A 21,933-nucleotide genomic window follows, 5' to 3' on the forward strand; every position below is an offset into this window, starting at 1 on the left:
GTCACACCTCAATCCCTATTCTGTTCGTTATGGTGGAACTCAATGACGAAATGACCTTGAAAACGATATGGTAAGTACAATCGCTTATTATCTTCTGAAAATCCAAAAAGAAACGGTGCTTGGAGATTCTCTGGGACACATTTTGTTCTCGTTCTTCCTATAACTTTTTGATGACGGTATTTAAAGACTTAGGCTGGCGTTTACTTGCAACTTATTGGCTTGTCATGACAGCCATTCTCGGAACATCGGCCCTGGCTATTTATTTGCGATTTGTCCACGTCGTCAATGCGCAACTAGATGCCCGTCTCACAACATTAGCTGAGTCCGGCCGGCCGAGCCTAGTGGCCTTAAAATCTGAGGGGCAGGACGCCCTCCTTCGCCAAGAGATGCAGTGGCCCCGTCTGCTGCACCGCGATCAGCAAGGTTTGACCTGGTACAACGACCGCAAAATATCTCTACTAGATCAAGGAACAGTATTTGTTGACTTGCCCCCAGATACAGGCGCAAATCCCGGTCGCTCAATCATTCTCAGTCCCAATACCCGTTCTGTACTTTTAGCCGTCCCCTCTGCTACCAATGCTGGGCAGATTGAAGGCTATGTACTAGCAACAGAGTCAACCCACAGAGTTGAACGACTGATTAGACAATTACGCTTAGGGCTCGGCATTGGTGGTCTCGTCGCCCTCAGCTTGAGTAGCTTGGGGGGGATGTTGCTCGCCCACCGCACCTTAGAGCCAACTCAGCGGAGCTATAAAAAACTCAAGCAGTTTACAGCTGATGCCTCCCACGAACTTCGTAGCCCGCTGACCGCCATCAAATTCTCACTCGACGTGCTCATGAAGCACCCAGAGAGAATTCACCCCAAAAACACTAGAAAGATATCTGCCATTTCTAGCGCCACAGATCAAATGATCACCCTAGTTGAAGATCTGCTGTTTCTGGCTCGGTCTGAGGTCGCAGCCGACACGCAAGACACATCAAAAGAAACTCAAACCTCTATTTACAAGATTCTGCAGGGTCTGTTGACGCTTCTAGAACCTCAGGCTCAAAGCAAAACAATCACTTTTGAATCGGTTTTGATTCCAGACGTGACCATCCTCGGGGATGAGGCTAAGCTGACTCGCTTATTTTCAAACTTACTAGATAATGCCCTGCAGTATACTCCCGCAGGTGGATCTGTTAAGGTAAGAATGGAAAAATCAGTCAAATCTGTGTTTATCACTTTTGAAGATACAGGTATCGGCATTGCCCCTAGCCAGATTCGGTCTGTCTTTCGGCGACTGTGGCGGACTGACAGAGCAAGAAACCGTCGAGATGGCGGTGTGGGGTTGGGGTTATCGATTGCTCAAGCGATTGCGCAGCAGCATAATGGGAAAATTACCGTGAGCAGCCGCATTGGAGTGGGGAGTTGTTTCCGAGTGCGGCTCCCGCTTGCTAAGGCAAGTGTGGAACAATTTGAGATGACGGCCATTCCCTTAGATAGAAGAAGGACAGCAGATCAGCCCCTTAGGGGATAAACTGAGGTAATGATGACCTTGCATTTGAATCAACTCGTCTATACGAGTTTTCAGAGTTCTGGACTGCAGTTGTTGGCGGGCGATCGCGTATCGCCAGACGTCCAGAATACTTTCATGGAAAGGATTGTAGAACAGTACTGGGATCCATCTAATCCCTATGAGGCTCGATATCAGGCGGCCTATGTTCATCAAGTCACGCCCCAGGATAGTTTCTTTGGCTGGGTATTTAACGAGAATGTTGACCAGGGCTATGTGCCTCTATTTCTTTGCTACCACCTGGAAGAGCCTCTAACAGCAGATGTCTTAAAGTCTATCTTTGGGTGCCTTCAGCAAGGGCCTGTCAAGCTAGTAAAACCCCAAGGTACACCTCCCCAGCTCGCCTCTCTAAGTTTGCAGACTTTGAGCGGTTATTCTGCAGCTCGTCCGGGCGTTTCTATCCCTCAAGACATCCAGGAGGAGAGCTTTGCGGCTCTTAAACAGGATGAACCGTTGAGCCTGTTTGTTCCGTCTCTGGGTGCAGACTACGCTGTTCCCCTAGAGAAAGATGAATGCGCCAGTGACCTTCAGTCTCTGCAAGACTATCGTCAGAGACTCCTCAAGGGTGGCATTGTTGCGGGTAGCCTCGCAGCAGCTTTTTTAGGGCTGTTTTTCCTCAAGATGCGACCATCTACTCCAGTATTTACTGCGGCGCAGTCCCAGAACTCTCCCAGCAAGAACTCTAACTCTGTCTCCAACGGTCCTCTCACTGGCTTTGCTCCACCGAAGGTACTGCCCAAAACTCAGCCTTCCTTGAAACGCCAGCCTCAGAAGCCGGGTCAGGCACCTTCTGGACAGGCCGATCAAGAGCGCCAGCAGGCACTAGCTCTACAGGCGGCGTCCCGGCGTCAGTCACTTCGCGAACGTCAACAAGCTGCCGCTCTGCAAGCAGCCTCTCGCCGTCAGGCCGCTGCCCAGCGCTTGCCATCTCGTTCGAGCGGCACCGTCGCAGTATCATCGCCTGGGGCTGAGCCGGAAGAGTCACTCCTTGATGCATTGCGGCCTAAGTCTTCGACAGCCCGCTATGCAACGGTCGCGGGAGTTAACTTAAGGAAACTCGGGTTAAAGAGTACTGGGGCAGATACGGTTGAACAAGCAGCTCCGGCGGCAGCACCTGAGGGATCAGCTCCTACATCTGTTGTTGAGTCAGCGCCTTCCACTCAGTCTCCTCTTGCGGCGAGTCCTGCCCCTATCGTGACCGCTGTGCCACCTCAGCCTGCAGTGGGTGCAGTCAATGATACAGCCAGTCGACTTGCTGATATCGCAGCCAACCAAGAGCTTGCCAATGTGCTGTCGCGCGGATTAGTGGTCGCCAATCGAGTGGGTGACGTTCCCTATCGCTCTTCCACCTACCTCAAGGTTCAGAACGTTATTCGACGGCTGCGCCTAGGAGAAAATTGGAGTGCGGCCGCGCAAGGATCGGGGATTTCTGATACGACAATCGTCGCTCTGACTCAACTGGCCTACGATGCTGACCTAGATGCGGCCTCTGTCACTATTAAGCAGGGTGTGACGACCCACGATATTGCGAATGCTATTTCTCGGGGGCTAGTGATCGCAGATCGCTCGGGAGCCGTTCGTTATCGTTCACACACCTATCTGAAGGTTCAGGACGTAATTCATCGTCTACGGCTGGGACAAAACCGACATTTTGCAGCGTCTCGATCAGGTGTTCAGCAAGATTTAATTGAGCAGCTTTTGACTTGGGGAGGTCTGCCTCCGGCAGCGGTGGTGAGTTTCAACAGCCGCCAGCAGCAAGAACAGGTCTCAGGGGTTTCAGGGACTGTCTACTACGGCTAAGTTAAGTGACTAGGTCTATCTCGTAGGTTTTTGGGGAATGCAGCGATAGGACTGATACCTAACGTTCATCGCCTGATGCTGCTCCCCCACAGCAGGACAGTTTGTAGTGAGTTTTGTCGGGGAAGAACTGATTTTTAGAGCCGAAGGAAGAGGCTTCTGGTCTGTAAGATCGCTAAACAACCAGATCAGAGGCGCTTGAGCCTGTTCTTCAATGTCGATCATGATGGGTGACGACTGGAAAAGCCAGGTGCTCTGCTGTGTTGCAGGACTATTCACGGCTATGCTGAGCCCAAAAGCTACAGACTGCCAGTTTTCATAGGTTTGGGTCACTAAGATTGGGGTGCTTGTCTGCAGCCGCTGCACAATCTGTTGAGGCTGAAATGGCTTTAAAAACGCGAGTCCAGAGACGACACAAGCAGAACTCAGTAACCCCACCAGCGTAACCAAGGGTAGGTCGCGCCGTATCCCTTGAGCACGAGCTTGAAAATTAGCAGGTTGACTACGCTTCCATTCCAGGTCGGATGGAGCCGTCAAGCCAGCACCGATCAAGGCACACACAAGGGGATAAAGCATGAAGTTGTAGCGGAAGGCTAGGGTCAGATCTTTGCCAAGGCCGTAGACGACAATAAAATATTCAAGCAGGAGCCAACCCAAGAGATGAGCTAGAAGAAGGAGTGAAAAATGGGTAGCCGCACTTCGCCAGAGTCGCTGAAGGCCGCGAAAAACACGCCAGCCTAACCCTGCCGTTAAGGAGAGGATCGCCAAACCGCTGACAATGGTGATGCCCAAAGGCTGTTGCTCAACGGGAAAAATAACGGTCATAATGACCAGACTCGCAGTGAAGCGCAGAAGCGGAGTCCATCGATTCAATCCTGCGGTTGTTAGGTTGAGCCAGTCGGTGGCGGGACGCTGTAGATGCTCGAAGAATTGAGGCAAGAGAGGAGCATCGATAAGCAAGATGGTTGCGATCGCAAGTCCAATCACACCCCAAACTCGCCGGGGCAGTCTAGCGCGATACATCCAGCTCAGACTTAACAGCGTCAGGACCTGAGCCGTCGCGGCCAGGGCAAAAAAATAATGGGTGTACAGACCCAGCCCATTCAAGAGGCTCCAGCCCATCCAAACGCCCAGGTTGATAGCCTGACGCTCACACAGATCCTGCAGCATCAGCACCAATCCCACCAGCGACAGGATGATCAGCAGCATCGGCAATGTATAGTGGCGGGCCTCTTGAGAAAGATAAACGGCAAAGGGCGACACAGCCATCAGCGTAGCGGCAGCCAGACCCGCAGAGGGAGAGAAAGCCACACGGTTGAGGCGATAGACAGCAGGGATAGCAAGGATGCCGAGGAAAGCAGGAAGAGATCGCAACTTCCAAGCCAAGCTCATATCAAAGCGATCAACCCAGCCGAGCCACTGATGCAGCCAGCAAAAAAAGAGAGGTGGATGGGTGGACTGCGCTCGAATCGCCGCAGAGATCGCAATACAAGAAGCAGGCTGCCACTGGAATAGCCTAAAGAGATCTGCTAAAGGCTGGACCTGCCCTAGGGGAACTTCGCTGTAGGTATGGCCGAGGCTAAACAGAGCTGTAATGGTTTCATCAAGCCACAGTGGCTTGAGGTCCAAATTCCAGAACCGGAGAATCGCACCGAGAAGAACGATAAGCACTAGCCATACAAAGTTCTGAGGCAAACGTTTCAAGCCTTCTGCCCCTGTGAGTTATTCTTCACCTGATACATTTCCGATAAATGATGCTGCAATGCTTAGACTCACAACTCCTTTATTTCTCTTATATTGAGAACGGTCGTTACCCCAAAGTTTATCCAAACTCTCAGAGGCCACCGGCTCAGTTTATGATTAATTTCTGGGGTAGACATCTTCTACGCTCCACTTTAAAGATTGTTCACGCTACTGTATCAACACCTATGTCACGGATTTTTACTGGCTTGCTCAGCGCTGTCTTAGCACTACTGCTGCTACTCCCCTCACCGGCCTTTGCTGCTAGCTCTGCCGCCACCCGCGCCAATGATGACCTCAAGGTCTCTGGTAATGATTTCTCTGGTCGAAACCTACAGGAAGCCGAATTTGCCGAGGCCCGACTCTCAGGAGCCAACTTCAGCAAGACCAAGCTCGAAGGAGTGGTCTTCAATGCTTCTAACCTATCTAAGGCTAACTTTGAAGAAGCTAATTTATCCTACGGGTTTGCCTATCTCACAAGCTTTATTGAGGCCGATTTTCGGAACGCGATTCTCCTAGAGTCGACGTTTCTGCAGTGCAGCTTACGGGATGCTGATATCACCGGTGCGGACTTCAGTGGCTCCATCATTGATAAAGAGCAGGTCATCGCCCTCTGCGAAGTGGCAGACGGCGTTAATCCGGTCACGGGGGTGTCTACCCGCGAATCTTTAGAGTGCCGATAAGGACGCTCAAGTTTCGATGGCTTTGGTGGTGATGCCGACGAGTTGCTGGTCGCGGGTGTGGCCCACAACATAAATATCTAGCGCTTGCTCGCCCACTTTGAAAACCTGGAGATTGAGCAATTCAGCCTGTAAGAACTGGACGAGGTGACGGTATTGAGTTGCGATCGCAACTTCTTCTTCTCCGTGCCAGTCTTGATGGCGGGTCGCCGACTCAAAAAACGTTAAAAAATCAACTTCCCTCACCGACACATCCAATGCATGTTCCGTCAGGGATAAGAGCTGATCCACCGTCAGCAGTTTAGACGTTTGGAAGTTCCATACGCACACAGACCAAGGGTGATCAGTTTCGCTTACCCACTGAAGTGCGGCACAACGGTCTAACCCATCTCCAGTCAAAACCTCCGTAAGCCGCCTCCGTAAGTCAGTCTCCAGTCCACTCAAATTCTCTGAGTCGGCAAGTCGCTTAGCCATCAAAAATTGCTTAAACCGTACGCCACGGTACAGACGTTCCTGTTGGCGTTCAATCTTAAATCCCTGACGCTCGAAAAAGAGACGCGCCGTAAGGCTGACCTCTGAGAACAGACGCAAAAGGTTCTGAGACTTCGCATCCGTCTCAATCTGCACCATCAACTGAGCACCCACACCACACCGCTGCCTTTGATGATGGACATAGAAACAGCCAATATGCCCCGTGCTTTCAAGCTCGGCGAACCCCACAACTTGGCCTTGGTTTTCGGCAACATAGACCTGCTGAATATCTCTAAATCGTTCTTCCCAGTAAGACGACTCATAGACCCTCGGTGCCCAGGCCTTTAGCTGCTCAGCACTGTAGTCTTGAGCATTGACGTGATGCACAGTCTCATAAAAGAGACAGGCAATCTCCGGCAGATCAGAAGCTTGAACGTCTCGAATCAACAATGTGTTGGTCACAACCGCACCTTATTCACTCTCGTAGAGAGGTGCTGGCTTCTCTTTAATGCGCTCCGCAATCGGCCGTACTCGCTTAACCACCTTAATTAAATAGCTGTAGTCGGGTGGCTCTGAATTGGCAGCATAGCCTGCTGCTGCGGCCACTGGCGCTCCGGCTGACTCTAGAGCCGTGCGAATCTCTTCTTGCAAATTACGATCCACCGTTGGACCGACCAAGACAGAACCGGCTGGCACAGCATGGGAATCTCGAAACAATACACGGAATTTTGTACCGCTAAACTCAGAGCGATATTTTTCTAGCTCGGCCACTGACAGAGCCCCAGCAAAAGCGCTGCCGCTGTCTAAAAGCTGTAGAACACCCTTGGGCGTTGCAGCCAAGCTTACCTCTGACATTGTCAGACCGTAGAGATTGTACAGTGGCAAATAATACCCTGTGGCAGAGCCCTCTTGCCCTAACGCTAATGGCTTGCTTGCTAAATCTTCCAGCGATTGGGCTGGGCTGTTATCGGGAACCACAACAATCGATCTTTCTTTCGTCCCTCCCGTTCTTGATAGCAGAGGGAGGTACTGTTCCTGAGAAATGGCAAGGGCAGCCAAGCCCGGTGGTGCAAAGACTAAATCCCAGCTATTGCGCTCAATTTGCTGAATCGCCTGCCGTTCGTTCAACGCTGGCTCTAGCTCAATCAAACTTTTGAGACTGGTTCCAAGATGATTCTTGAGCCCCTCGAACTGCTCTAGGGAACGCTGCCCTTCTCCGTAGCTAACAACGCCGATAGTGAGCCGCCTCTTCGTTCCTGAATCCGTCGTCGGACCGCAACCGGCCAAAAACGCCATCAAAATCAACGAGCAAGACAAGAAAAGACGGCGGGACGGCATAACTCTACAAATAAATTGACATAATCCAAGCACTCATACCCCAGCTAGTTTAGCCTGAACGCTTCTTGCCAATTACCGAATCAGCTATAAAGTTAAGAATTGCTCACGGATGCTATCCGTGAGCAAGAGCCCGTTAGCGTTACCGTCTGAGATTAATGATTCGTAGAATCAAGAAGAAGCCAAGGAAAGACAATATCTGTGCCATATAATTGGGAAAATCTCTTCGAGAAATATTGGTATTCCGATATTGAGGACTGTCCTAGCGCAGGACCAGAAAAGAATCAGACATGCTGAAAAACCTAAAGTTAGGGATGAAGCTCAATCTCATCCTGCTCATTACCTTTTTAGTGATTGTGACAGTCAATGGTTTTATTTTATCCACCGTCCTGCAAAGCAATGCGGAACAAGAGGTCACTCGCAAAGCACTGGTGCTGATCGAAACGATGGACTCAGTTCGGGACTATACCCGCCTACAGGTGAATCCAGAACTAGCAGATCGTTTGGAGCAAGAAGATCAGTTTTTACCCCAGACCGTACCGGGGTACTCGGCTCGGGAAGTATTTGAATATCTGCGCCAGCGTGATGCCTACACAGATTTCTTCTATAAAGAAGCGACCCTCAATCCCACTAACCTCCGTGATAAAGCTGACAAATTCGAGACAGCGATTGTCGAAGACTTTCGCAAAAATCCCGATCTTAAAACGAAGTCAGGGTTTCGCTCCCTACAGAGCGGGAACCTATACTACGTGGCTCGACCGATAGAAATTAAGAAAGAAAGCTGCCTGCGCTGTCACAGCACACCTGAGGCGGCTCCCAAGAGTCAACTGGCAACCTACGGTCGGGAGAATGGCTTTGGCTGGCAGCTCAATGAAATTGTGGGTGCCCAGACGATTTCAGTACCTGCAGGGAGAGTGTTAGCGGACGCCCGCAAGCTACAGGTACTCGTCATTGGAATTCTTACCATCGGCTTCTTAATCGCGGTGATTGCCCTCAACCTGTTTTTAAAGTTTGCGGTGGTGTCTCCCATCAAAGAAATGGCCGTTTGGTCACGGGAGGTCAGTACAGGCAACCTCAACACGGACTACGAGCATCAGGCCAACGATGAGATTGGCGTCTTAGCCTCTTCTGTCAATCGCCTGAAGGTGAGTATGGAAATGGCAATGAACATGCTCAAAAAGAATCCGCCTGCATGACTCAGGCGGTCATCACGGGCGGTGGCGCTGCATTACAGCGCCACCATCACAGAAGTGGGCTTCTATCGTTTATGCTCAGGGTTTTTGAAGTCCGTTTTACAACCTGCATCCCAGGCATCTGGCAAGTTTCCGTGGGCCGGAATGCCGCCGCTGTCTTTTAATAGACGAGCCATGTGCAGACAGTTCCAAGCCAAGAAAGTAGTGTTTCGATTGGTGAAATCATTCTCTGGACCACCCGACCCTGGATCTAAATAGGATGGCCCTGGACCCACCTCTCCCAACCATCCAGCATCCACTTGGGGCGGAATTGTATAGCCAATGTGAGAGAGGGAAAACAGAATGTTCATGGCACAGTGTTTCACTCCATCTTCATTTCCGGTAATCAAGGTGGCTCCAACCTTGCCGTAATCGCGGTACTGGCCTTTAGCGTTGAGCAGATGCGTATACCCGTACATTCGCTCCAGTACTCGGTTACACACAGAGCTTTTCTCGCCTAACCAAACTGAAGTACATAAAACCAAAATATCGGTGGCATCAACTTCTGCTTGAATCTGGGGCCAGTCATCTCTGTCCCATTCATCTGTTTGAGACATATCTAAACCCAAGCCTGCTGGAATTTCGTAGTCCACGGGCCGGATAACTTTTGTTTGAACGCCATTGGCTTCAAATATAGTTTTGGCAATGTCAATGACGCCACGGGTATGGGATAAAACCGGTGTGCGATTGAGGGTGCAATTGAGGAACAGGGCTTTGAGATCGTTGTATTGAGCTGGAGCGTTTTGGCACTGGTGATCGGTAATTTTTGTCAGTTGTTCAGACATGGAGGAAAATACCTTCGTTAGATAGCATCGTGTTCACGAGTGTTAAATCAGCAACAGTAGCCCGGTATAGAGAGCAATTCCGCTAACAAAAGCCCCAAAGCTGCTCTCTCGTTCGTCTGGCAGCTCTCGCGTCAATATATTGAGAATGAGGCTCCCGGCAAGGAAAGACCAAACAATTGCAATTGCGGCCTCGTTGAGGTGAATCGCTTGACCTGCGATCGCACCCACAACAATTGCGGCCGTTAATAACCACCGTCCGTAGCGGTCATAGGGTCTTTTGTGGTGTTCTCGAAAGCCGTGGTCAATCACGAAAAAGTGCAGAGCCACGGCGATAAAGTACAAAATGCAGCGCAGCAAGCTGTGGTCTGCCATATCCTGAAGCAAATAGCTAAAAATCACGTTCAGCCCCGCAAAGGCAATCAGATGGAGCCAAAAAATGGAGGGACTGGTACGGTCTGTTTTTTCGGCAGCCCGGTTCAATCGCCGAGAGTTGATGGCCAAAATATCAAGACCGTAGAAGACCAGTAAACCAAAAAGGGCGACGATATAAACGTGATTTTCTAGGTATGCGACCAAAGGAATGGCAGAATGCTCGAGCTCTTCTTGGGCACGGCTAAGTTCTGGAAAGATTTCGAGAAAGACATAGCCAATCGAGACGCCACCGGCAAAGGAGAGCCACTTACGTTCAGGGATAAAGGCACAAATGTTGAGCTCTGAAAGAAAGGCGTGAATCAACGCCAAGCCAGCGGCTAAGTAAAGACCAGGGCCTGCCATGATGTGTTGCCTCTAATTTTGAGTTGGGTGCTTTTGCGGATCGTGCCCCACCATAAATGCACTGGAATCTGTTCAAGACTCAGGGCCCTGCTAATCATACTTTTGATGGGATGCGTCTACAACCACTACTGTTGAGATTGAATCAAGATCCAGACAACAAATCAGTAAGGGAGACGCTCAGCAGTGGACAGAAAAGGATCAGGTAGAATGAGCACTGGTCCTTTGCAAAGGTAAGGTCCTACTCAGCTCTCTCCATCCCTTTATCGTTTTGACAGTCGCATGGTTAATTTGACGCCCAACCCCAGCTTTAGTGTGTCTATTCGCATTAAGCTTCCCAACCGAGCCGGGATGCTAGCGACGGTCTTTCAAGCGATTGGCGATGCTGGCGGGAGTCTCGGCCACATTGAGTTATTAGATCGGACACATACGACCCAAATTCGAGAGCTGATGGTGGATGCTAGCAGCACTGAGCATGCTGAGAAAATTGTCTGTGCGGTCAAGGCTCTGGAAGACGTGCAGTTTCTTGAGGTCTCAGACCGAACGTTTGATCTCCATCGAGGGGGGAAAATTGAGATCGCATCTAAGCAGCCCCTGCACAGCCAAGACGATCTGGCGATGGCCTATACGCCAGGGGTGGGGCGCGTGTGCATGGCGATCGCAGAAGATCCCGATCAAGTTTATGGCTTAACCATCAAAAGTAAAACCGTAGCGGTGGTCACCGACGGTAGCGCGGTTCTCGGACTCGGCAACATTGGTCCTGAGGCGGCGCTGCCGGTCATGGAAGGGAAAGCCATGCTGTTCCAGGAATTTGGACAGCTCAATGCCTTTCCCGTTTGCTTGGCGACGCAAGATGTCGATGAAATTGTAGCTGCGGTGAAGCAGATTGCACCGGTCTTCGGCGGCGTCAATCTAGAAGATATTAGTGCCCCGCGCTGCTTTGAGGTTGAGGAGCGCCTGCGCCGTGAGCTAACGATTCCAGTGTTCCACGACGATCAGCACGGGACCGCCATTGTGGTGCTGGCGGCTCTGATCAATGCGCTGAAGCTGGTCCACAAGCCGATAACGCAGGTCAAGGTTGTCATTAATGGGGCCGGTGCAGCCGGGATTGCGATTGCTCAGCTCTTGCAAAAGGCGGGAGCGAGTAACATTTGCCTTTGCGATCGCAAAGGAATCGTGAGCCGAGACCGCACCGATCTCAATTCTCGTAAGCAAACCCTAGCCTGCGAAGCATCTGGAACGCTGGCGGACGCAATGCAAGATGCAGACATATTTCTGGGCGTCAGCGCTCCCGGCGTCGTCACGCCAGAAATGGTGCAGACAATGGCCAAGGATCCAATTGTGTTTGCAATGGCGAATCCGATTCCTGAGATTCAGCCCGAGTTGATTCAAGGTGATGTGGCGGTGGTGGCAACAGGACGCAGTGACTATCCGAACCAGATTAATAATGTGCTGGCGTTTCCGGGCGTGTTTAGGGGTGCACTGAACTGTCGGGCCGAGGCGATCACCACGACGATGCATCTGCAGGCGGCATTTGCGATCGCAACCCTAGTGGGCAGCGATCAGCTTTGCCGGGAGCATATTATCCCTTCCGTTTTCGACCCTCGGGTCGCAACAGCCGTCGCCTCAGCCGTAGAACAAGCCGCCCGCCAAGAAGGCATTAGCCACTGCTGAAGGCAAAAAATTCAGACTCTCTTCATAAAGGAACTTCCAAGCAATCAGAGAATAAAAGAGACTAATGGACTTCTGCCATTGAATCTGGCATTCGCTGAGATAATTGGGTGACAGCAGTGTTCTAACGTTCTCTGCGGACGTTTGACGTAGCAATTCACATCAGCCTGCAATTTAAAAGGGAAATCCATGGGGAATCAACAAAGCCAAGATCAAACGCAAGCTTGGTGGCAAAGTGGTGTCATTTATCAGATTTATCCCCTCACCTTTTCTGACGGCAATGGCAATGGAACCGGCGATATTAGTGGCATCATTCGGCGATTGGACTATCTCAATGACGGCAATCTAGATAGCCAGACCTCTCTGGGAATAGACGCCATCTGGCTCTCGCCCGTCAATGACTCGCCGATGATCGACAACGGCTACGATATTTCCGACTATCGCAACATCTGCCCCATCTTTGGTACACTCGCTGAATTTGAGACCCTGATTGCTGAAGCCCATCAGCGCGGCATCCGTATCATCATGGATATGGTGCTCAACCACTCCTCAAACCAACATCCTTGGTTTATCGAATCGAGCAAGAGCAAAGACAACGATAAAAGTGACTGGTATATCTGGCAAGATCCAGGCTACAAAGATGGCCTCCCCAATAACTGGCTATCCTACTTTGGCGGCACCGGCTGGACCTACTGTGAAGCCCGTGAACAATATTACTTCCACATCTTCAATAAAAATCAGCCAGACCTCAACTGGCGCAACCCTGAGGTTAAAGCGGCTATTTTTGACGTCCTGCGCTACTGGCTCGATAAGGGCATTGATGGATTTCGATTAGATGCCTCCAGCGTCTATAGCAAAGATCAGTACTTCCGCGATAACCCCGTCAAGTTCGGAGCCACCGACAAGAATGCGTATCACAATCAGCATCACCTTTATGACAAAGATCTGCCAGAGAACCATCAAATCATCCGAGAGATTCGCAGTCTGATCGATGAATATGACGATCGCGTCCTCATTGGCGAAACCTTTATTGATAGCCGCCTCTATGATTCGACCTCATTCTACGGCATCAATAACGACGAACTGCATTTACCCTTCGCCTTTGAATTTCCGTTCAGCCCCTGGTATCCCGGCTATCTGCAGCGCGAAATTCAGAAGAAAGAGCGAATCACACCAGAGGGCGCTTGGCCCACCTATTTCTTAGACAACCACGATATCCCCCGGCATTTGTCGCGCTGGATTGAATGTGCACTCTGCACCAATCCCCAAGCAATTGCCAAGGCAGCTGCAACGCTGCTATTAACCATGCGCGGGACTCCAGTGCTGTACTACGGCCAAGAGTTAGGCATGGTGGATTTTGAAGATATTCCGCCCGAGAAGCTACAGGATAAGGCCGTTACCAACAGTCCTTCAGGAGAAGCTCCCCCTAACCGCGACGGTGCTCGCACGCCGATGCAGTGGGATGATTCAGCCAATGCTGGATTTAGCTTTGGCAAAGACGTTGAACCGTGGCTACCGGTTCATCCCAACTATCAAGAAGTAAACGTGGAAGCGGCTATTGCTGACCCCGACTCGGTCTGGCACTTTTACCGCAGCTTGATTCAGAGCCAGAAACAGAGTGAAGCCCTGCGTCAGGGGAGATGGAGAACTCTCATTCACTATCCCTATGAGCATATGGCCTACATCCGAGAGACCGATCAGGAGAGGGTTCTGGTGATGATCAACTTTGCCTACGAACAACCATTTGAGCTGGATATACCCGTCGAACGAGAGAATTGGCGTGTCCTTGTCTCCAACAAAACAGAAGCTGGCAAACTTATTGACCTACCTGAAACCCTACAGGCATTCGAGATCAACGTTCTTAGGAAAGAGTAAGCTGCAGCCCATCACTTGCCTTGAAAGTGAACGGTACACCGGGCATTTAACATTGGGGCGGAGCGGGTAACCAGAGGATAGAAAACTGCGTACATTGCTCTCGCAAATGGGGCAGTAGTGCCTCCCCGTTATATTCATGGCTTTTACAGTCTGCACACGGACTGCTGACAATCCCAAACGTTGTTCAGCAAATTCTTTAGCCGTAGTATTGACGCCCATCATCTCTTCGCTAGCCTCAATCGAGTGGTTTATCAACGTATAACAGTGGCTCAGAAGAGCCACTGTTTAGCCAGACCTCCATCAACAACAGCCCCATCCGCAAGCATCTGAGTCAGTGGCAGAAAAACGCAAGAGACAAGAATATGATTTAAAATAAAAAACATATCTAAAAGCAATTTCGAGCTTCTCGGACGCACTTTGATGATCACGCTGCTTGGCCTGCGAGTTTTGCTAGATTGCCATGCAAAAAAGGCAGCCCTTCGCATTCGCCAAGAGAAATCTTGGCCGGGGATGTTTTCAGATCAGAATTGTGTTGGAGCGGCTTGCCCCGCTAGCTAGAGGCACTGGTGTAGGAACGGAGCGCAAATCTCCAGAAACGGTTGGCGATTAAAAATAATAGGCTGGCAAGTCCGAAGGAACCGAACAACCAAACCCCACTGGTCCGCTGCAGCATCACTTCGGCAGGAACAGTGGTGAGAAAGGTAACCGGGACAATAAATGTGAAAAAGATACGATAGGCCGTGGGATAGGCCGCAATCGGATAGCGTCCGGCTTCGACTAAGCCACGCAGCACCTCTGTGACGTTGTAGATTTTCACAAACCAAATGCTTGTGGCCCCTAGCATGAACCAAAGGCTGTAGAGAATGATCACGCCCAAGGCGACAGGAATAATGCTGCCCAGATATTGCGGGAGGCCCAGGCTTAGGCGAGTGCCAGCATAGCCGATCAGAAGTAATCCAAAGGTAATGTCAGGCAGGCCCCAAGGTGAAATCGAATAGGTTGAGAGCCAGAATTGACTACTGATCGGCTTGAGCAAAATAAAGTCTAGCGTTCCTTCCTGGACATGGCGTACAATCCGGTTGAGATTAGGGACTAAAAAGGTGGCAGAGATACCCTGCAGAAGGGTGAAGAGACCCAGAACCAAAAGTGCCTCCGGCCATGACCATCCCTGAAAGGTTTCAACACTATTGTCAGCACCTTGAGGATAAAAGAGAGAAAGACCAAATAGACTTCCTAAGAGGCTGCCAAAGCTGCTGAAGGCGGCAAGGACGAAGTTGATGCGGTATTCCATTTCGGCGGCGATTGCGGTGGCCCAAAAGAGTCTTAAAACCTCAAAGTATCGTCGCATTCTGGCACTACCGCTTCGTCACTAGGTCAATGTTCTGGTGGCTCTCTTTAAGATATCGCTTCTCGCAAAACGTTAGCCTATAAATGAGTATTGAGGAGCAAAGCCGTTATGGGATCGCATTCATTCTCGCTTGCAAACCAAAGCCATTTTAAGAGGATTCATCGTCGGTGGCATGGGCGGCAGAGCCAGCGGCAGATCTTGCGATCGCAAATCGGCTTCCCGATCAAAACCGTTAGTTGCTCAACAACCTGCCACGGCTGCAGTCACTATCACGGGAAAACCTACGGGACGGCTGAATTCAGAGTCACTTTGATTTGCGGCATTTACCCCTATGGCTGGCTAGTAGAGAACACACTTTGCCCCGACTGGCACCAAGGAGAGGAGACAAGGAAGACAGAATAAATCGCTAGGGTTTAGGAGAACCTTGTGTTTGAAAAGCCATAAAATCAAATCCCGTACCCGACCGCTGACTAGGGAGAATTCTAACTAGAACAGCCTGACCGTTTCGATCTCCTGTAGGCAAAAAGACAACCTGCCCTGTCGCACCCTGAGTCGAGAAGCCAGGATTCGCCAGTGCCTGCTGCAACCCCTGACGACTCGTGCTAACGGTCAGGCCCTAAACAATTGCTTTGGTCGCATCATAGGCCATCGCAGTGCTCCATGTTCCGAGCCCTTTCCAAAGCCGGTTGATTGACTTCCCCTTATTAGCCTCGGCTAAAGACCCAATCTTGAGGTTTAGACAGCTTTGGGTGAAAGTGATAGTCTTCAATATCAAAAGCTTTCAGATCCTGCGCCTCTGTGATTCGATGCTGGATTGCATAGTTAACCATTAGTCCTCGTGCCCGTTTTGCAAATAAACCAATGGTTTTATAGGTGCCGTTTTTATTTTCTTTAAAGTGAATGTTGATGGGGTTGGCCTGGAGCTGATCGAGTTTAATGGCTTTGTAGTATTCATTAGAGGCCAGGTTCACTAGCGTTGGGTTCTGTGCAAGGTCGGCATTGAGAACCTCTGCAATTTGAGTGCCCCAAAATTCATAAAGGTTTTTACCCAGCGGGTTGGCAAGCTTTGTTCCCATCTCCAGGCGATAGGGCTGAATCAAGTCGAGGGGCTTGAGAATACCGTAAAGGCCAGACAGAATACGCAGATGATTTTGAGCAAAGTCCAGGTCATCTGCGCCATAGCTCTCAATCTCAATCCCTTTGTAGACATCCCCCTTAAAAACAAACAGTGCCTGTCTTGCATTTTCTGGCGTGAAAGGCGTCTGAAAGGTTTGATACCGCTCGTAGTTGAGATCAGCGAGCTTGTTGCTGATGCCCATCAACTGCATAAGCTCTTCGGGACTAAAGGGTCTGAGTTGATGAATAAGCTGCTGACTTTGCTCAAGCTTGACCGGCACGGTATGTATAGAGTGTCGCTGTCCCTCAAATTCCAGCGTTTTTGAAGGAGAGATAACCATCAGCATGGCAGTGACCTTGAATCCTGTAGCTTGAGCGAATCTATTGATTTTGTGGGGTGAATGTTTCCGCAAGATCTTTTGGGACAGATCATAGAAGCGGCCTTTATGATACATCGATTGCTTAGGCATAAGCCGCAGCTTAGCCTGATACAATCCCAAAGGAACTGAGCGGGAGCCTGATGATGACAAATTCTCAATCTTCGACCACGGGTGCAGATGCAGTGGATGTTGCGATTGCAAAGGGCTTAGACCTAGATGGCTCCCCGATCCCACCGGTCAAGCTAGAGGTCTACAACAAAGTGATGGCGTTTGAAGCCGGACGCCAGCGCAGTGGGGTTACAAACACAATGAGATCGCGCACCGTCCGCATTGGCGCAAAGCATCTACCCCAAGATGAACTCAATCGAATGCTAGTCGATGCCGATTGGGCACCGCTAAAAGAGAAAGAGATCGCTTTTTACTACGGCAGCAAATAATAGTTCAGAACGTCGTCCGATACGTTTTTGCCCACTCTCTAATCGCTTGACGCAGGACACGTCGTCCCTGCTGACGGTGTTCTTCAATGACATAGGGCAGCGATTGAATCGGCAATTCAGGAAAAACTAGGCTTTGGGCCGCTTCAACATACTCACCTTCTTGGAGGTGGTAGATTGTGATTTCCCCATCGTCATAGCACCACAGTTCTGGCACTCCCAATCGAGCATAAATAGGGAGTCGATTCAGAGACTTACGGGTCAAATCAATCTCTAGCGATAAGTCAGGGGATGGATCTCGATCGAGATCAAACTCCAGCTTTCCGCGTACAAGCGACTCGTTCTGGAAATAAAAACAGTTATCCGGCCCTAAACCCGCCTCTTTGATTTTTCTACGCCAGGTGGTAGACCCATAACTTTCATAATCACGGTCTAGAGCGTCTGCGATATCTTTAGTCGCATCACTCAGGACTTCTTTGTAGTATTCATGCCCAGGGAAAGGGGTCATGATTTCCAAAGTACCGCGATCGTAGGCAACACGGGCAGCACGGTGGTCGCCCAAGTCCTGAAGGAGGGCTTCAAATTGTTGCCAGCTAACGTTGTGTAAGAGAATGCGATCTCATCTCCGCAGAGCCGAAACCATAGAAACCTGAGCAGATAGCCTACCGACACATCATAAGCAGTCACCACAGAGAACCGATGGAGCAGCTAAGCTTAGAGACTGGAATCAACATCCCTCCACCGCTACTCTCAATGCCTCAAGCGCTTAACCCATCAAGTCTCTGGCTTGTCGATCTGAAACGATGTCAAAAACTGATCGGCATTTGGAGCAAAATCATCCTTCGTTTCACCGATCGCCAGCACTTGATATAGCCGACTTTTCTGTAGGCAAAAGATTCCCTGTGCCGAGGCATCCTTTGATTTCACCGTCCCCTTCGCCTGAAACTTGCGACAGGGAACATCACTAACGGTGGTCGCCTCTTCCTTCACAATCTCACCCTGAATACTGTTTTTGACAGCCCCCTGCAGAGACTGAGAAAGCAGATTCTGCGTGTCGACCTTTCCCAAAAGATTTCCCGGATAATCGAGGTAAGAAACCAGATAAGCTGCATCAGAAAGTTCAACATCGGCGAGCTTCAGATCTAGCTCTTGCCCCCCAGGAATCGGGACTTTACGCGTCTTTTCTTCCGCTTCCCCTGGCATAGAGATTGTGTATCCACCTGCTTCTGAAGCATAGTCCTGCCACTTCAGAGTTGAGTCACAGGCCACCAATGAGGCCGCAATACCAACCAGCGCAACCGCCATGAAAGGACTCTTATTCAGCATTAAAAACTCCGTGCAAAATAAACTGGCAACCTTTCGTCAAAACAGAAGGCTAGCCATTTCAGCTTATGACACCCTACATCATCCCGGCATCCTATCCCTAGGATGACTTAACCTTTAAGACAATTAACGTCATATCATCACTATTGCGGGTCTCTGTGCTGATAAACGTTTGTACTTCATCAAACAAATAATCCAAAATTGCCTTGGGGCTACTGTACATATGGCACGCCGACCGGAACGCCTGCAGCAAATTCTCCTCATCGTAGCGATCGCCCTCAGGATTCGCCGCATCCGTAAACCCATCGGTGTAGTAAATAAGCGTATCCCCAGGATTAAGCCGAGTCTCTCCCGCTTGATAGACCGTATTGATATCTAGCCCAATCAACATGCCATCGGTATCTAAGCGCTCGATTGCATCGGTTGCGGCCCGCCACAGTAGCGGCGGATGATGAGCCGCATTGCTAAAACGTAGAACCTGCCTCTGCGGATCGTACTCAGAGTAGAACAGCGTTACAAAGCGATTGGAGCTTTCTAAATCCGTGAACATCACCTGATTTAGATTTTGCAAAATCTGATCAGGTGCATGCTGGTTAAGAATATCGTTTCGCAGAATGCCCCGCGTCATGGTCATAATCAGCCCCGCAGGCACCCCCTTCCCCATGACATCGCCAATCACCAAACTCCAGCGTTCCACAGGTGACAGACCATCGTAGGGCTTTTCACCAGGAGCACGGATCGGGATAAAGTCGTAGTAATCCCCACCAACCTGACTGGCGGTCTGACAGTTAGCCGCTAGCTCAACACCGTCAATATGGGGACAGCGGTGCGGGAAAAGGCGAGCCTGAATCTCAGAACCAATCTCTAGTTCGCGGGTGAGACGCTCCTGCTGACGGACTCGCTGAGTCAGCTCATCATTCTCAATGGCAACAGCCGTTTGATCGGCCACCAACTGCGCGAGCTTTTGTCGGGTATCAGTCCACTCATAACTAGGCTCACGACTAAAAAGGTAGAGACGACCACGTTCATGAGGCTCTAAGTTTCGAACCAAAATTGAGGTACTAAACCATCGATAGTCCTGGGCCAGTTGCTGATCTAAGATCTGCTCTAGAAAATCACTAGGAGAACCCGGCGACTTAGATGACACCTTAAGCTGTTGAATGGCATCGTCAAGGGTATGGCGAAGTTTCTGACACTGTTGACCTTCATGGCAATAAAGCTGCTCCAAAGAGACCTGACCATTGGGCCGAAAGAGCACTAGCGCAGCAGCGTTGGTATCTGTCACCCGACTAACGATCAGAGGAATCAGCGCCAGAAATTGATTGAGATTATTGAAACTACGCAGCGAAAAGCTCAAAGAACTCAGCAAATCCTGAGCTTTGGCCTGCTCTCGCTGCAGGTCGGCAACTTGCTGCTGTAGCGCGGCTAATGTCGTCACGTTACCCGCAATCCCTGGATAGTCATATCCCACGGACTGAGAGGGTTGTTGTGGCGCTGGAATGGCAGACATATTGTCAAAAACGTCAGTTGGCTAACGCAAGCTCACTGAAAAGTGCGAGGGCTGTTCTGAACAGACAGCTTAACACTGTTGTTAACACACTAAGACTTATTTATCTAACATCAAATAAAGTTTGAATTGCGATGCAGCTCAGTATAGACAGTGGAAGTTGTTCAACCCTCACATCAGATCTTCCCGGAGCATAGCGCAATAGACTTTAATTAGCTGATACGAGGGCGACATTATGCTTCAGGATACAGTTATGTCAGGAATATGAGCCAGATTAAGGATTAAGGAATAATTTTTCCATCTTTAAGGAAAATTAGGTTTTCACATTTATGTTGCTCAGGTTCAAAAAACAACGATTTCATCAGGTTAGGAACTTAACAACGCTTCGACAAATTCATAGCTAGAGAAAGGTCGCAGATCAGTAATACCTTCACCAGCACCAATAAAGCGGATGGGTAAACCTAGCTGCTGGACCACCGCAAGGGCAACGCCGCCTTTCGCTGTTCCATCGAGCTTCGTGAGCACAACCCCCGTAAGCTGAGCGGCTTCAGAAAAGACCTGGGCCTGCCGCAGTCCGTTCTGGCCTAAAGTTGCGTCCAAGACCAATAAAGACTCCACTTTGGCTTGGGGGGCTTTCTTATCAATGATCCGGCGTACTTTTTCCAGTTCAGTCATCAGATTCTTTTTGTTCTGCAGGCGACCGGCCGTATCCACTAGCAACAGGTCGCTCTCTCGGGAATGAGCAGCTGCGATCGCATCATAGACAACCGCTGCCGGGTCAGTGTTTTGGCCAGGATTGGCAATTACATCGACGCCACTGCGTGCGCCCCACACTTTGACCTGCTCGACAGCAGCAGCACGAAAGGTATCAGCAGCAGCGATCAGACAGTTGTAGCCAGACTGTTTAGCCACATGGGTAATTTTGCCAATGGTGGTGGTTTTTCCAGCCCCATTGACGCCGGTCATCAACCAAATATTCAGGGTTCCCCGCTCGGGGGTAATCGCCGGGGCATAGTCTTTCTGATAAGGCTCCTCTAGCATTTCACGCAGAAGTTGCTTGAGGTAGTCAATGGCCTCGTCTGGGGGCAATGTTTCTGCGCGTAGCTTCGTTTGCAGCGCCTCTAGAACACGATCGGTGGCGGTCACGCCGACGTCAGCCTGCAGCAGCAGCGTCTCAATTTCGGTGACACCGTCTTGATTGAGTGGGCCTTGACCGACGACGGCTTTAATTTGATTGACCAGACCTTGCCGGGTCTTGCCCAACCCACGCCGAAGTTTCTTTAGCCAGGTAATCTCTTCGACTGAAACGTCTTCAGGACGTCGTCCCTGAGCCGCCAAGACTTCTGCTGACCAGATAAAGCCTTCATCAAAGTCCACCGCTTCTGCGACGGGTTCTGCGTTAACGGCGTCAGCCCCCTGACTCAAAATCTGTGGAGTTTGTTCTGGTTCTGGGATAGGAGGTGGTTCTGGTTCTGAGGGTTCCATCACTGGCTCGGGCGTTGCGGCCTCTTCAGCCTCAGCACTGCTCTCGCTAGATTCCTCCGCCAGGACTTCTGTCTCGTCTGTATGAGTTTCTTCAGACGCTTCAGAAATAGTCGCAGATTGTTCGGTAGGTTCTTCAGGTTGTTCGGCGGGTTCTGGCTGCTCGGCAGGTTCTGTAGCCTCAGGCGTCTCAGCTGCGGCCTCTTGCTGTTGCTGAATATTCTCAAAGGCGGCTTTGGCCCAGTTGAGATAGTCGGGCTTAGCCTCCCCAGAGGTGTCAGGGTCATCCGCTTCTGCTGATGAATCGTCCGATTTCGGAGTAGATTCGACCTCTGAAACGCTTTCATCAACATCTGGCATTTCGTCTTCTGGAGACTCGGGAGCAAACTGACGACGAAACCAATTGAAAACCATCTGACTCAATTCTGAAGGG

The 21,933-nt window shown here is 50.4% G+C and carries 19 protein-coding genes; 8 read left to right on the forward strand and 11 right to left on the reverse strand.

Going from position 1 to position 21,933, the window contains the following annotated elements:
- The first annotated feature begins 170 nt into the window (after positions 1-170).
- A complete protein-coding gene (locus tag C1752_RS20035) occupies positions 171-1,517 on the forward strand; it encodes a sensor histidine kinase (protein ID WP_146242384.1) in 1,347 nt (448 codons plus the stop codon).
- A gap of 12 nt (positions 1,518-1,529) precedes the next feature.
- Complete coding sequence (locus C1752_RS20040) at positions 1,530-3,353, forward strand: hypothetical protein (RefSeq protein WP_110987837.1); 1,824 nt, start codon at positions 1,530-1,532, stop codon at positions 3,351-3,353.
- 15 nt (positions 3,354-3,368) lie between these two features.
- On the opposite strand, the gene C1752_RS20045 is transcribed toward C1752_RS20040, so the two are convergent.
- Positions 3,369-5,045, reverse strand: a complete 1,677-nt coding sequence (locus C1752_RS20045; RefSeq protein WP_110987838.1) for a glycosyltransferase family 39 protein — start codon at positions 5,043-5,045, stop codon at positions 3,369-3,371.
- A gap of 233 nt (positions 5,046-5,278) precedes the next feature.
- On the opposite strand from C1752_RS20045, the gene C1752_RS20050 reads away from it, so the two are divergent.
- Positions 5,279-5,773 (forward strand): pentapeptide repeat-containing protein, encoded by a 495-nt coding sequence (locus C1752_RS20050; protein ID WP_110987839.1) that lies wholly within the window; start codon positions 5,279-5,281, stop codon positions 5,771-5,773.
- Between the two features lie 6 nt (positions 5,774-5,779).
- On the opposite strand, the gene C1752_RS20055 is transcribed toward C1752_RS20050, so the two are convergent.
- Positions 5,780-6,703, reverse strand: coding sequence for a GNAT family N-acetyltransferase (locus C1752_RS20055; RefSeq protein ID WP_110987840.1), 924 nt, complete (start codon positions 6,701-6,703; stop codon positions 5,780-5,782).
- A gap of 9 nt (positions 6,704-6,712) precedes the next feature.
- Complete coding sequence (locus tag C1752_RS20060; protein ID WP_110987841.1) at positions 6,713-7,579, reverse strand: phosphate/phosphite/phosphonate ABC transporter substrate-binding protein; 867 nt, start codon at positions 7,577-7,579, stop codon at positions 6,713-6,715.
- Between the two features lie 287 nt (positions 7,580-7,866).
- On the opposite strand from C1752_RS20060, the gene C1752_RS20065 reads away from it, so the two are divergent.
- Positions 7,867-8,772 carry a Tll0287-like domain-containing protein gene (locus tag C1752_RS20065; protein ID WP_110987842.1) on the forward strand — a complete coding sequence of 302 codons (906 nt, stop codon included), beginning with the start codon at positions 7,867-7,869 and terminating at the stop codon, positions 8,770-8,772.
- Positions 8,773-8,834: 62 nt separating this feature from the next.
- On the opposite strand, the gene C1752_RS20070 is transcribed toward C1752_RS20065, so the two are convergent.
- Together C1752_RS20070 and C1752_RS20075 are read right to left on the reverse strand one after the other, a co-directional pair.
- Positions 8,835-9,593, reverse strand: a complete 759-nt coding sequence (locus C1752_RS20070) for a flavodoxin family protein (RefSeq protein WP_110987843.1) — start codon at positions 9,591-9,593, stop codon at positions 8,835-8,837.
- A 42-nt stretch (positions 9,594-9,635) separates the two neighbouring features.
- Positions 9,636-10,367 (reverse strand): hypothetical protein, encoded by a 732-nt coding sequence (locus C1752_RS20075; protein ID WP_110987844.1) that lies wholly within the window; start codon positions 10,365-10,367, stop codon positions 9,636-9,638.
- A gap of 279 nt (positions 10,368-10,646) precedes the next feature.
- Between C1752_RS20075 and C1752_RS20080 the strand changes: the two genes are divergently transcribed.
- Positions 10,647-12,038: an NAD-dependent malic enzyme gene (locus tag C1752_RS20080; RefSeq protein ID WP_110987845.1), complete on the forward strand. Its 1,392-nt coding sequence runs from the start codon at positions 10,647-10,649 to the stop codon at positions 12,036-12,038.
- A gap of 186 nt (positions 12,039-12,224) precedes the next feature.
- Complete coding sequence (locus C1752_RS20085) at positions 12,225-13,910, forward strand: glycoside hydrolase family 13 protein (RefSeq protein WP_110987846.1); 1,686 nt, start codon at positions 12,225-12,227, stop codon at positions 13,908-13,910.
- 550 nt (positions 13,911-14,460) lie between these two features.
- Here the strand turns inward: C1752_RS20085 and C1752_RS20095 are convergent.
- Entirely contained in the window at positions 14,461-15,258 is a 798-nt protein-coding gene (locus C1752_RS20095; protein ID WP_110987848.1) for an ABC transporter permease, read from the reverse strand.
- Between the two features lie 108 nt (positions 15,259-15,366).
- On the opposite strand from C1752_RS20095, the gene C1752_RS20100 reads away from it, so the two are divergent.
- Entirely contained in the window at positions 15,367-15,660 is a 294-nt protein-coding gene (locus C1752_RS20100) for a hypothetical protein (protein ID WP_110987849.1), read from the forward strand.
- A gap of 302 nt (positions 15,661-15,962) precedes the next feature.
- On the opposite strand, the gene yaaA is transcribed toward C1752_RS20100, so the two are convergent.
- Complete coding sequence (yaaA, locus tag C1752_RS20110; protein WP_110987916.1) at positions 15,963-16,721, reverse strand: peroxide stress protein YaaA; 759 nt, start codon at positions 16,719-16,721, stop codon at positions 15,963-15,965.
- A 176-nt stretch (positions 16,722-16,897) separates the two neighbouring features.
- On the opposite strand from yaaA, the gene C1752_RS20115 reads away from it, so the two are divergent.
- Positions 16,898-17,191 carry a small RNA NsiR4-regulated ssr1528 family protein gene (locus C1752_RS20115; RefSeq protein ID WP_199464462.1) on the forward strand — a complete coding sequence of 98 codons (294 nt, stop codon included), beginning with the start codon at positions 16,898-16,900 and terminating at the stop codon, positions 17,189-17,191.
- A gap of 4 nt (positions 17,192-17,195) precedes the next feature.
- Here C1752_RS20115 and C1752_RS20120 read toward each other — a convergent pair whose 3' ends face one another.
- From C1752_RS20120 to ftsY, 4 genes are all read right to left on the reverse strand, one after another.
- Positions 17,196-17,801 (reverse strand): Uma2 family endonuclease, encoded by a 606-nt coding sequence (locus tag C1752_RS20120; RefSeq protein WP_274704531.1) that lies wholly within the window; start codon positions 17,799-17,801, stop codon positions 17,196-17,198.
- A gap of 161 nt (positions 17,802-17,962) precedes the next feature.
- Positions 17,963-18,514 carry a hypothetical protein gene (locus C1752_RS20125; RefSeq protein ID WP_158535148.1) on the reverse strand — a complete coding sequence of 184 codons (552 nt, stop codon included), beginning with the start codon at positions 18,512-18,514 and terminating at the stop codon, positions 17,963-17,965.
- A 97-nt stretch (positions 18,515-18,611) separates the two neighbouring features.
- Entirely contained in the window at positions 18,612-20,021 is a 1,410-nt protein-coding gene (locus C1752_RS20130; RefSeq protein WP_110987853.1) for a PP2C family protein-serine/threonine phosphatase, read from the reverse strand.
- Between the two features lie 363 nt (positions 20,022-20,384).
- Positions 20,385-21,914, reverse strand: a complete 1,530-nt coding sequence (gene ftsY / locus C1752_RS20135) for a signal recognition particle-docking protein FtsY (protein WP_110987854.1) — start codon at positions 21,912-21,914, stop codon at positions 20,385-20,387.
- Between the last annotated feature and the right edge of the window lie 19 nt (positions 21,915-21,933).

Source organism: Acaryochloris thomasi RCC1774 (assembly GCF_003231495.1).
Taxonomy (GTDB): domain Bacteria; phylum Cyanobacteriota; class Cyanobacteriia; order Thermosynechococcales; family Thermosynechococcaceae; genus RCC1774.